Source organism: Rhodococcus sp. 5G237 (assembly GCF_053764735.1).
Genome location: NZ_JBSNCD010000003.1, coordinates 352,064 through 364,203 on the forward strand (window position 1 = coordinate 352,064; position 12,140 = coordinate 364,203).

The 12,140-nt window shown below is 68.8% G+C and carries 9 protein-coding genes; 5 read left to right on the forward strand and 4 right to left on the reverse strand.

Going from position 1 to position 12,140, the window contains the following annotated elements:
• Positions 1–33: 33 nt before the first annotated feature.
• Positions 34–1,935 carry an ABC transporter ATP-binding protein gene (locus ACWPOC_RS08230; RefSeq protein WP_120281912.1) on the forward strand — a complete coding sequence of 634 codons (1,902 nt, stop codon included), beginning with the start codon at positions 34–36 and terminating at the stop codon, positions 1,933–1,935.
• Between the two features lie 120 nt (positions 1,936–2,055).
• On the opposite strand, the gene ACWPOC_RS08235 is transcribed toward ACWPOC_RS08230, so the two are convergent.
• On the reverse strand, positions 2,056–3,936 hold the full coding sequence (locus ACWPOC_RS08235; RefSeq protein ID WP_006553923.1) for a DEAD/DEAH box helicase: 1,881 nt from the start codon (positions 3,934–3,936) through the stop codon (positions 2,056–2,058).
• Between the two features lie 158 nt (positions 3,937–4,094).
• Between ACWPOC_RS08235 and ACWPOC_RS08240 the strand changes: the two genes are divergently transcribed.
• The 3 genes from ACWPOC_RS08240 (at position 4,095) to ACWPOC_RS08250 (ending at position 8,139) form a co-directional block, all read left to right on the forward strand.
• A complete protein-coding gene (locus tag ACWPOC_RS08240; protein ID WP_120281911.1) occupies positions 4,095–5,411 on the forward strand; it encodes a TrpB-like pyridoxal phosphate-dependent enzyme in 1,317 nt (438 codons plus the stop codon).
• 68 nt (positions 5,412–5,479) lie between these two features.
• Positions 5,480–6,184, forward strand: a complete 705-nt coding sequence (locus tag ACWPOC_RS08245; RefSeq protein WP_120281910.1) for a phosphoribosyltransferase — start codon at positions 5,480–5,482, stop codon at positions 6,182–6,184.
• A 152-nt stretch (positions 6,185–6,336) separates the two neighbouring features.
• A complete protein-coding gene (locus ACWPOC_RS08250) occupies positions 6,337–8,139 on the forward strand; it encodes an AMP-dependent synthetase/ligase (RefSeq protein ID WP_120281909.1) in 1,803 nt (600 codons plus the stop codon).
• Positions 8,140–8,204: 65 nt separating this feature from the next.
• On the opposite strand, the gene ACWPOC_RS08255 is transcribed toward ACWPOC_RS08250, so the two are convergent.
• Genes ACWPOC_RS08255 through ACWPOC_RS08265 form a run of 3 tightly spaced genes read right to left on the reverse strand, consistent with a single transcriptional unit; the run spans position 8,205 to position 10,745 of the window.
• On the reverse strand, positions 8,205–8,837 hold the full coding sequence (locus ACWPOC_RS08255; protein ID WP_120281908.1) for an alpha/beta hydrolase: 633 nt from the start codon (positions 8,835–8,837) through the stop codon (positions 8,205–8,207).
• Positions 8,838–8,865: 28 nt separating this feature from the next.
• On the reverse strand, positions 8,866–10,071 hold the full coding sequence (locus ACWPOC_RS08260) for an alanine racemase (protein WP_455408396.1): 1,206 nt from the start codon (positions 10,069–10,071) through the stop codon (positions 8,866–8,868).
• Positions 10,072–10,100: 29 nt separating this feature from the next.
• Positions 10,101–10,745 carry a TetR/AcrR family transcriptional regulator gene (locus tag ACWPOC_RS08265; RefSeq protein ID WP_183070672.1) on the reverse strand — a complete coding sequence of 215 codons (645 nt, stop codon included), beginning with the start codon at positions 10,743–10,745 and terminating at the stop codon, positions 10,101–10,103.
• A 75-nt stretch (positions 10,746–10,820) separates the two neighbouring features.
• Here ACWPOC_RS08265 and ACWPOC_RS08270 point away from each other — a divergent pair, with 75 nt between their 5' ends.
• On the forward strand, positions 10,821–12,128 hold the full coding sequence (locus ACWPOC_RS08270; RefSeq protein WP_120281906.1) for a D-arabinono-1,4-lactone oxidase: 1,308 nt from the start codon (positions 10,821–10,823) through the stop codon (positions 12,126–12,128).
• The last annotated feature ends 12 nt before the right edge of the window (positions 12,129–12,140 follow it).

The window sequence follows — 12,140 nt, forward strand, 5'->3', positions numbered from 1 at the left end:
TAGCCTCGGCTGCGACCCGAGGAGGCCGACACCATGAGCATGGAAGTCACCGCGTGGAACGCGATGTACAACGCGATGCACGCCGAGAGCGACCGCAGGCCGTTCTCCCGAGCGAGCCTGCGGCGGATCGCCGAGTTCGCCCGGCCGCACCGCCGCAACATCACCTTCTATCTCGTCCTGAGCGTGACCATCGCGGCTCTCGGCGTCGCGACACCGGTACTCGCCGGGCGGGTGATCGACGCGATCGTCGACGGCGCCGCGGTCTCGGTCGTGGTGCTGCTCGCGGTGATCATCGCCGCGATCGCACTGGTCGAGGCCGGCCTCGGGATCGCGAACCGCTGGTTGTCGGCGAGCATCGGCGAGGATCTCATCCTCGATCTGCGCACCACGGTGTTCGACCACGTGCAGCGCATGCCGGTCGCCTTCTTCACGAGAACCCGTACCGGTGCGCTCGTCTCACGCCTGAACAACGACGTCATCGGTGCGCAACGCGCCTTCAGCGACACCCTCTCCGGCGTGGTCGGCAACATCGTCACCCTCGCGATCACCCTGGTGGTGATGATCGGGATCTCCTGGCAGATCACACTTCTCGCACTGCTGCTGCTCCCGATCTTCGTAATCCCCGCCCGGCACATGGGTGCCCGGCTCGCGCAGCTCAGCAGGGAGGCCGCCAACCACAACTCGGTGATGAACACGCAGATGACCGAACGATTCTCGGCTCCGGGCGCCACCCTGGTCAAGCTGTTCGGCCGTCCGGCGCAGGAGTCGAGGGAGTTCGCCGTCCGAGCGACGCGGGTCCGCGACATCGGGGTGCGCACCGCGATGCTGCAGAGCGTGTTCGTCACGGCCCTGACACTGGTGTCCGCGCTCGCGCTCGCGCTCGTCTACGGCCTCGGCGGTTTCTATGCCCTGCGCGACCAGCTCGATCCCGGTTCGGTGGTCGCGATGGCGATGCTCCTCACGCGCCTGTACTCGCCGCTGACGGCGCTGGCCAGTGCCCGCATGGACGTCATGAGTGCGATGGTGAGCTTCGAGCGGGTCTTCGAGATCCTCGACCTGAAGCCGCTGATCGAACAATCGCCCGACGCCCGGCCGGTGCCCGGCGGTCCGGTCGCGGTGGAACTCCGGGATGTCGCCTTCGCGTATCCGTCCGCCGACAAGGTCTCGCTCGCCTCCCTCGAGGAGGTCGCGGTGCTCGATTCGCGGGGCGGCGAAGAGGTGCTGCACGACGTGTCGTTCCGCGTGGAACCGGGCCGGATGGTCGCACTGGTCGGATCGTCCGGTGCGGGCAAATCGACCATCGCCCAACTGATCCCGCGACTGTACGATGTCGATTCCGGTGCCGTGCTACTCGGCGGAGCGGACGTCCGCGAACTCACCGCCGATTCGATCCGCGCGACGGTCGGGCTGGTCACCCAGGACGGTCACCTGTTCCACGACACGGTCCGCAACAACCTGCTGCTCGCCCGCCCCGAAGCCGGCGAGGACGAACTGTGGGACGCCCTGCGTCGCGCTCGCCTGGAGCCCCTGATCGCGTCGTTGCCGAACGGACTCGACACGGTCGTCGGCGAACGCGGCTACCGCCTGTCGGGTGGTGAACGTCAGCGGCTGACGATTGCGCGGCTGCTGCTCGCCCATCCGCGGGTGGTGATCCTGGACGAGGCCACCGCCCATCTCGATTCGACCTCGGAGGCCGCCGTGCAGGAGGCATTGACCGAGGCGCTCGAGGGTCGCACGTCGGTGGTCATCGCACACCGCCTGTCGACCATCCGCGCCGCCGACGAGATCCTGGTCGTCGAGGCCGGACGCATCGTCGAACGCGGCAACCACGACGACCTTCTGGCGGCGGGCGGCCGCTACGCGGAGCTGTACCGCACGCAGTTCGCCGATTCGGGACCGAAGGTGTCGGCGGGAGCACCCATACTCGACGCATGAGCGCCCGAGAACACGACCTGTTGCCGAAGTGACGCTGTTCTCCGAACCGGTTCGACGCCCTGCGCAACGCGTTGCGGGCCTGACCGAGGATCAGGCCCGCAACGGACGAACTGACGGACGTCAGTCGCGGTAGCCGCCGCGACCACCACGGTCGTTGCGGTCGCTGCGGTGCGTGAAGTCGCCGGAGCGGCCGCCACGGCTGTCGCCGTACTCGCGCTTGCCGCCACGATCGCGCTTGCCGTGATCGCGACGGTCTCCCCCGCGCCGATCGTCGCCGCGACGGTCGTCGCGTCCGCGATACGAGCTGGGACGTCCGGACGGTGCGCCGGAGTCGGGCTGCAGCTGGATGAGCACGCCCGAGATGCGGGTGGAGCGCAGCGCGTCGAGGGTCTGCGGCGACAGATCCTTCGGCAGCTCGACGAGGCTGTGATCGGCACGGATGCTGATGTGCCCGAAATCGCCGCGGCGCAGTCCCCCCTCGTTGGCGATGGCACCGACGATCGCACCGGGCTGCACGCGGTGACGCTTGCCCACGGCGATGCGGTAGGTGGTCATCTCCTGGCCGTCGCGACCGACCTTCGGCCCGTCGTCGAAGCGACGCGGCGGGCGCTCGCGCGGTTCGCGCTCGCGGCGCGGCGGTGCGACCGGCTCGGGTTCGGCCTCCATGAGGAACGACTCGCCGTCGCGAGACAGCACCGCCAGCGCGGCCGCGATGTCGGCGAGCGGCACGTCGTGCTCGCGCTCGTAGTCCTCGATGAACGTGCGGAACAGCTGCAGGTGATCGGAGGCGAGCGCCTCGGTGATCGAGTCGTTGAACTTCGACACGCGCTGGGCGTTGACGTCCTCGACGGTGGGCAGCTGCATCTCTGCGAGGGGCTGGCGGGTGGCCCGCTCGATCGCCTTGAGCAGGTGCCGCTCACGCGGAGCGACGAACAGCAGCGCGTCGCCGGTGCGGCCGGCGCGGCCCGTGCGGCCGATGCGGTGCACGTACGACTCGGTGTCGTGAGGGATGTCGTAGTTGACGACGTGGCTGATGCGCTCGACGTCGAGACCACGCGCGGCGACGTCGGTGGCGACGAGGATGTCGAGCGTGCCGTTCTTGAGCTGGTTGATCGTGCGCTCGCGCTGGGCCTGCACGATGTCGCCGTTGATGGCGGCGGCGGAGAAACCGCGGGCCCGCAGGCGCTCGGCCAGGTCCTCGGTGGCCTGCTTCGTGCGCACGAAGATGATCATGGCCTCGAAGGTCTCGACCTCGAGGATGCGGGTCAGCGCGTCGAGCTTGCGCTGATGGGAGACGAGGACCCAGCGCTGGGAGATGTTCGCCGACGTCGTCGTCTTCGACTTGACGGTGATCTCCTGCGGATCCTTCAGGTACTGCTTCGACAGCCGGCGGATCGCGCCCGGCATGGTCGCGGAGAACAGCGCGACCTGCTTGGTGTCGGGGGTGTCGGCGAGGATGCGCTCGACGTCCTCCTGGAAGCCCATGGTGAGCATCTCGTCGGCCTCGTCGAGGACGAGGAACTCGAGTTCGGAGATGTCGAGGGTGCCCTTGGCGAGGTGATCGATCACACGTCCGGGGGTACCGACGATGACCTGGGCGCCGCGACGGAGGCCGGACAGCTGTACACCGTATGCCTGGCCGCCGTAGATGGGCAGGACGGACAGGCCCGGGATGTGGACGGAATACTTACCGAAAGCCTCCGCGACCTGCAGCGCGAGCTCTCGGGTGGGCGCCAGCACCAGCGCCTGGGGCCGCTTCACGGAGGTGTCGATACGCGAGAGGATCGGCACCGCGAAGGCGGCGGTCTTGCCGGTGCCGGTCTGAGCGAGACCGACGACGTCCCGTCCCTCCAGCAGCGGTGGGATGGTCGCCGCCTGGATCGGCGACGGGGACTCGTAACCCACATCCGAAAGAGCTTGCAGCACACGTGCATCGATGTCGAGATCGGCAAACGTGAGAGCTGCGGTCTCCTGGTCGGGGGCGTCTTGAATATCACTCATTTGACCAGCAGTTTATCGGATGAACCCACCTCTTCGCGCCCGGACCCGGCGGCGACCTGGGCTCGAGCGCGCGAATAATGACTCACCCCACCCCGTCGCCGGCACCCGGGGCGCGTCACACTGGGCAGGTTCATCGTCCCCGACCGAAGGATTCCACAGTGACGGCTTCCCCCTCCGCGCACGAGTCCGCGACACCCCCGTCCGTCGCCGATTCGGGCATTCCGACGCACTGGTACAACATCGTCGGCGACCTCGAGGTGGCCCCGCCGCCGCACCTGCACCCGGGCACCCGCGAACCGATCACCGCCGACGATCTCGCACCGCTGTTCGCCTCGGGACTGATCGCGCAGGAACTGTCGACCGAGACCGACATCGAGATCCCGGAGGCCGTGCGCGAGGTCTACGCCGGTTACCGCTCCACTCCCCTGTTCCGCGCCCGCTCGTTCGAGAAGGCACTCGGCACCCCGGCCCGCATCTACGTCAAGTACGAGGGCGTGAGCCCGGTGGGCAGCCACAAGGTGAACTCGGCGGTCGCCCAGGCCTACTACAACTCGCTCGACGGCGTCACCCGACTGACGACGGAAACCGGTGCCGGACAGTGGGGTTCGGCCCTGTCGTTCGCCTGCGCGAAGTTCGGTATCGATCTCGAGGTGTGGCAGGTCCGCGCCTCCTACGACTCGAAGCCCTACCGCCGCTTCCTCATAGAGACCTACGGCGGCACAGTACATCCCAGCCCGTCCGATCTGACGGAGGCCGGTCGCGCCGTCCTCGCCGAGTACCCGGACACACCCGGTTCGCTCGGCATCGCGGTGTCGGAGGCCGTGGAGGTCGCGGTGAAGGACGCCGCCGCCCGCTACACCCTCGGCAGCGTGCTCAACCATGTGGTGCTGCACCAGACCGTCATCGGCCTCGAGGCCGTGGAGCAGTTGCGGGCGGTGGGCGAGGACCAGGCCGACGTGGTCTTCGGTTGCGCAGGTGGCGGTTCGAACCTCGCCGGCCTGTCGTTCCCGTTCCTGCGCGAGGTCATCCACGAGCGGGCGACGACGCGCGTCGTCGCCGTCGAGCCCGCAGCGTGCCCGTCGATCACCCGCGGCGAGTACCGCTACGACCACGGCGACATCGCAGGTCTGACGCCGCTGCTGAAGATGCACACCCTCGGCCAGGACTTCATCCCGGATCCGATCCACGCCGGCGGGTTGCGATACCACGGCATGGCGCCGTTGCTCAGCCACACCGTCGAGCTCGGCTACGTGCAGGGACAGTCCGTGGCACAGACCGATGCCTTCTCCGCGGCGGTGCTCTTCGCCCGGAACGAGGGCATCGTGCCGGCGCCGGAGTCGTCGCATGCGATCGCAGCGGCCGCGGAGTACGCGCGCGGCCTCGCCGAGCCCGAGGTGATCGTGATCGGCCTGTCCGGCCACGGTCAGCTCGATCTGCCCGCCTACCACTCCTACCTGTCGGGCGAGCTCGACTGAGATCCCCATCGGTCCGTCCGGGCGGCGAATGCTCGCCCCGCCCGGGCGGACCGTCCCATACTGGAGGCGTGCGGTACGCCACGCGCGAGGAGGCGGGCCGGCGACTCGCCCGGTCGGCCGGGCACCTGCGCGACGCCGACCCGGTGGTTCTCGCACTTCCCCGTGGCGGCATCCCCGTCGCCCGCGAACTCGCCGCCGCCCTCGACGCACCCCTGGATGTCCTTGTCGTCCGCAAACTGGGCGTGCCGTGGCATCCGGAACTCGCGATGGGGGCGATCGCCGAAGGCCCGACCACCGAGTCCGGGGAGGCGGCAGGCGAGGGCGTCTTCCGGGTCCTCAACGAGGACGTGATCCGGCGCGGGCGGATAGCCCCCGAATCCGTCGACAACATCGAGAGACGCGAACTCGCCGAACTCGCCCGCCGCGCCGATTTCCTGCGCGCGGGTCGCGCCCGCGTACCACTAGCGGGCCGCACGGCGGTCGTCGTCGACGATGGGGTGGCCACGGGCGCGACGGCGGCGGTGGCCTGTCTCGCCGCGCGCGCATCCGGCGCCGACCGAGTCGTCCTTGCGGTGCCGGTGGCTTCCCCGGAAGCGCTGCGCCGAGTGGGCCGGGTGGCCGATGAGGTGATCTGCCCCTGGACACCGGTGGACACCGACAGCGTCGGCGCTGCTTACAAGGATTTCCACCAGCTCGGCGACGACGAGGCCGTCCGCCTCCTCCGCGATACCGGTACTTCGGGTACCGGAAAAACCGACGAGACTATCCGATAGTGGTAATCCTCGTTACCGGCGGGTAGCATTGTTACGTAGATCACTGCTTATCGGACTGTAAAAAAGGGGCAAATCAGTCCGAGGGGTAATGCATTTCCCAATGACATGTGATGCAATGCACACCGACAGTATCTAACGATGGAGGGGTCACAGTGAGTGAGATTGCCGTGCCACAGTCGTTCTCGATCCCCGAGAACACGTCGATGGCCGACAGCGTCTTCCGCCACGAGAAGGAGTCGCCGGAGTTCGTGCCGTTCGAGCGGCTGGTCGACGGCAAGTGGGTTCCCGTCACCGCGCGTCAGTTCGCATCCGAGGTACGCGCCGTGGCGAAGGGCCTGATGGCGTCGGGCATCGAACTCGGCGATCGCGTCGCGGTGCTGGCGGCGACCCGCTACGAGTGGGTGCTCCTCGACTACGCGATCTGGACCGCGGGCGGTGCCACCGTCGCGATCTACGAAACGTCGTCGGCCGACCAGGCCCAGTGGATCCTCGAGGACTCCGGAACCAAGCTACTCATCGTCGAGAACTCCGGTCACGTCGACACGGTCCGCGAGGTCGCCGAGAACGCCCCGACCGTGCGTGAGGTCCTGCAGATCGAGCCCGCGCCGGGCGGCAAGAGCGCGGTCGACGAACTCATCGCACGCGGCGCGGCGGTCACCGACGAGCAGGTCGAGGAACGGCGCAACTCGGTCACGGCCGAATCCGCGGCGACCCTCATCTACACCTCCGGCACCACGGGCCGGCCGAAGGGCGTGCAGCTCAAGCACCGTCACTTCGCCTCCGAGTCCGCCGCCTGCGGTCTCGCCCTGCCCGATTCGATGCACGAGGGTCAGCGCACCCTGCTGTTCATCCCGATGGCGCACGTCTTCGCCCGCCTGATCTCCTTCGCGGCCTTCGACAGCAAGGTCACCGTGGGCCACACCTCCGACCTGTCGACGCTGCTCGATCAGTTCGCGGTCTTCAAGCCGAACTTCATCCTGTCGGTGCCCCGCGTGTTCGAGAAGGTCTACAACTCGGCCAAGCAGAAGGCCTACGACGGCGGCAAGGGCAAGATCTTCGAGAAGGCCTCCGACGTCGCGATCGAGTACAGCAAGGCACTCGAGAACGGCGGCCCCGGCCTCGCCCTGAAGATCCAGCACTTCGTCTTCGACAAGCTGGTCTACGGCAAGCTCAAGGCCGCGCTCGGCGGCAACGTCACGCGTGCCGTCTCGGGCGGCGCCGCACTCGGCGCACGTCTCGGCCACTTCTTCCGCGGTGTCGGCGTCACCATCTACGAGGGTTACGGGCTGACGGAGACCACCGGCGGCATCATCATGAACACCCCGGCCGCTCAGAAGATCGGCACCGTCGGCAAGCCGTTCAACGGCTGCGCCGCGAAGATCGCCGAGGACGGCGAACTGCTGCTCAAGGGTCCCCAGGTGTTCGACGGTTACTGGCAGAACGACAAGGCCACCGACGAAGCCATTCGCGACGGCTGGTTCCACACCGGCGACATCGGTGCGATCGACGAGGACGGCTTCATCTCGATCACCGGCCGCAAGAAGGAACTCATCGTCACCGCGGGTGGCAAGAACGTCGCGCCGGCCGTCCTCGAGGATTCGCTGCGCGCCCACCCGCTGATCAGCCAGGTCATCGTGGTCGGCGATTCCAAGCCGTTCGTCGGCGCGCTGATCACCCTCGATCCGGAGGCACTGCCGGGCTGGCTCGAGCGCCACAACCTGCCGGCGGGCACGACGGTCGCGGAACTGATCAAGAACCCCGACCTGATCGCCGAGATCGACGAGGCCGTCGCCGAGACCAACAAGAAGGTCTCGAAGGCCGAGTCGATCCGCAAGTACCGCATCCTCGAGACCGACTTCAGCATCGAGAGCGGTGAGCTGACCCCGACGCTCAAGCTCAAGCGGAACATCATCCACGACAAGCACGGCGCCGAGATCGCAGCGATCTACAACTGACGCTTCGAACACACCGGGCCCCTCGCAACCGCGAGGGGCCCGGTCGTCTTCCGGGGACTGCGGTGTCAGACGGCCAGGCCGCCCACGAACCCGGCGACGTCCGAGGTCACCCTGCGATGGACGGGCTCGTGGAGCAGGTCGTGCCCGGCATCGGGATAGTCGAGCAGCTGCGCCCGCGGCACCGCCGCCGCCCAGTCGCGCACCGGATCGATCGGGGCGAGCCGATCGTCGACGCCGTGGACCAGCAGGACCGGCAGATCGCTCGTGCGAAGCGCTTCGGCCGTCGCCGGCAGCGCCGCGGTGCGCGGCGTACCGCACAGGACGACGCCCGCGAAACGGGTGCCGCTGGACGCGCCGGACGCCAGCGCCGTCAGGACGGTTGCCGCACCGAGGGAATGTCCCATGGCCACCAGGGGCAGACCCGACTCGGCGGCGATCCCGGCGAGCACGCCGAAGTCCTCGGCGTGGCGCCCGACGTCGCCGGGTGAGCCGAGTTCTCCTTCCGAGAGTCCGTGGCCGGCGAGGTCGAGTCCCCACAGTGCGATGCCGTGGGCCGCGAGACCGGACGCGAAACGGTGGTAGTGCCCGGTGTGCTGCCCGAAGCCGTGGGCGAACACGACAGCGGCACGCGCATCCTCGACCGGCCAGGACCGCCAGTGGACCCGGCCGACCGATCCGGGGAAGAACGTCAACGGCATGGAACTCATTCTCGCCGGAGGCGAGAGGTCACCAGCAGCCGCCCTCACCGCGGTAGGTGGGCACCTCGGTGCGTCCGTGCTCGTCGACGAGATACACCCGGTCGAACCTCTCGCACAGTTCGCCGGCCTTCGCGTGGCGGAACCACACCCGTCCCCCGATGCGGATCGACGCGGCCGCGCGACCGCGGACCGGGGTCTGCACCTCCCCCGCGCCCTCCGTCCCCAGCAGTTTCAGCCCCGCGGGCCGGACCGGACGCGGGACCCGCGAGGCCCCGGCCGGGCCGGATGCGATGTATCCGCCGCCGAACAACGTCGTGATCGACGGTGCCGGTTTCCGCACGGCGGGTAGCGCGAAGAACATCGACGGTGTCGGAGTGAACGCGCGGTAACCGTCGAACAGGGTGGGAACGTACAGGCCCGATCCCGCCGTGGCCTCGGTGACGACCCGGTCGGCGGTGGTCACCTCGAGCGACCCGGTGCCGCCGCCGTTGACCAGTTCGAGTTCGCCCACGACCGCGCGGACCGCGTCGACCACGGCGCGGCGGCGTGAGGCGAGTTCCCGAGCCGACAGGCCCTTGACGAGCCGAACCGGTAGCGACGAGTCGGGCAGACCCGCGATCTGGGCCTCGTAGAACATCACGCCGACGACGTCGAACCCGGCGTCCTCGGCGCGACGGGCCAGCTCGGCCGCGCTCGCGGGGGTGCGTATCGGCGAACGCCGCACCCCGAGGTGGACCGGACCCACCCGCAGCGACGCATCGATGTCCAGGCAGACTCGTGGCCGGAAGCCGTTCTCCCCCACAGCATCGCGGGCTACCTCGCGGATGATGCGGAGGTGCTCCGCCGAATCGATCATGAGCGTGATCGCCTGTGCCGCTTCGGGCGACGCCGCGAGACGCCCGAGCGCCGTCCGGTCGACCGTCGGATATCCCATCAGGATGTCGCGGGCGCCGTGCTCGACGAGCCATAGGGCCTCGCGCAGCGAGTACGCCATGATGCCGCGAAAACCGCCGCGAGCGGTCAGTTCCGGGCCGAGGACCTCGGACAGGACGGCGCGGCAGCGCACCGATTTGCTCGCGACCCGTACGGGCACACCGTTCGCGCGGCGGATCAGGTCGTCGGCGTTGCGTCGCAGGGTGGGCAGGTCGACGGCAGCGAACGGCGGGTCGAGGTCGGCCGTCGCCGCCTGCACCCGATCGAGGGCATCGTCGTGAGCGGAAGCAGCACGGAGCACGGGCGATCCCTTCGAAAGGTCGGGTCGGGTCAGGAACGTTCTACGGCACGGGTCGCGATGATGTCGGCGACGACTCCCAGTTCGGCCGTGGCCGCCTCACCGTCGCGATCGACGAGCCACCGGAGCACGACTCCGTCGAGCACGGACAGCGACAGTCGTGCGAGCGTCCCGGTAGGCAGCGACCATTCGAGACCGCATCGCTCGGCGCACGTGTCGAGGAACAGCCGAGCCTGCTCGTCCATCAGGCGGTACTGCTCCACGGCGATGTCGCCGCTGGCGGGACTGCCGTCGGTGCGGTGCCGGAGCGAGTAGGCGGTGATCTCGTAGGTGAGGGTCTGCAGCCCCGGCGTGGATTCGATGGCCGACCACATGGCGCGAAGACCGGTGTGGAGCATCGAGCGGAGACAGTCGACGCCGCCGGTCTGCTGCGTGTCCTCGGGCACGTCGAAGGCCGCGTGCATGGCTCCGGCGAGTTCGCCGACGACGGCGTTCGCCATGGCGACGACGAGGTCTTCCTTGCTGTCGAAACAGTAGTGGACGACACCCAGTGACACCCCGGCCTTCTCGGCGACGGCGCGGACCGTGACAGCTCCCACTCCCCCGCCCTCCGCCAGTTCCAGTGCCGCAGCCACGAGTTGGGTGCGACGCTCGTCAGCAGGCAACCGATTCGGCATGACCTGATGGTAGAGGTCGGGAAAGATTCGCGAGCAGGTGTTGACCTGGACGCTCGTCCAGGTCGAAGATGAGGCATGGCCACCTGGCGCAACTGGGCGCGCACCGAGAGCGCGACACCCCGCCGTTTCGAGACCCCCGGCGATGTCGACGACCTCGCGCGCGTCGTCGTCCGCGCCTCCGAACAGGGCGAACACGTCAAGGCCGTGGGCGCCGGGCACTCGTTCACCGGCGCGGCCGTCACCGATGGCACACTGATCTCGCTCGATCGGATGTCCGGTCTCGTCGCGGTGGAACCGTCGGCCACCGGCGCGCGTGTCACCGTTCGGGCGGGGACGCGACTGCGCGATCTGAGCGACCTGCTGTGGGCGCAGGGCCTCGCCGTACCGAATCTCGGCGACATCGACGTCCAGTCCGTCGCCGGCGCGATCTCGACCGGCACCCACGGCACCGGTGCGACCTTCCGCGGACTGGCGGCAGCCGTGTGCGGCGCGACGATCGTGCTCGCCGACGGCCGGATCGTCGACTGCTCGCCCGAGCACGAATCCGACCTGTTCGAGGCCGCCCGGCTCGGAGTCGGCGCCCTCGGCGTGCTCGCCACCGTCACGCTCGACTGTATCCCCGCATTCCGCCTGCGCGCGGAGGAAGCACCCTCCTCGCTCCGCACGACACTCGATGCCCTCGACCAATTACGCAGCGGTGTCGACCATTTCGAGTTCTACTGGTTCCCGCACACCGACGGCGTGCTCATCAAACGCAACACCCGTCTCCCCGGTGAGACACCGGTGCAGCCGGTCGGGCGGGTGCGCACCCTCCTCGACGACGAACTGCTCTCCAACGGCGCCTTCGCGCTCTTCCAGCAGGTCGAGACGCGGATTCCCGCCACCATCCCGGCGCTGAACCGGGTCGCGTCACGGGCGTTGTCCCCGCGCACCTTCGTCGACCGCAGCTACCGGGTGTTCGCGTCCACCCGCCGGGTGCGGTTCCGGGAGATGGAGTACGCGCTCCCCGCCGAGCACCTTCCAGCGGTTCTGCGCGAGATCGATACGTGGCTGCAGCGTAAGGACGTTCGCGTCGGTTTTCCGGTGGAGGTGCGGTTCGCGCAGGGCGACGACGTGTGGTTGTCCACGGCCCACGGCCGCGACACCGCCTATGTGGCCGTGCACCAGTACCATCGGCGCGACCACACGGCCTACTTCGACGGTGTCGAGCCGATCCTGCGTGCCGCGCAGGGCCGCCCGCACTGGGGCAAGCTCCATTCCCTGACAGCGGACGATCTGCGCGAGCTCTACCCTCGGTTCGACGACTTCCTCGCTGTGCGCGACCGTGTGGATCCGCACCGCACCTTCACGAACCCGTATCTGCGCCGTGTCCTGGGCGAGTGACGCCCGGGCAGA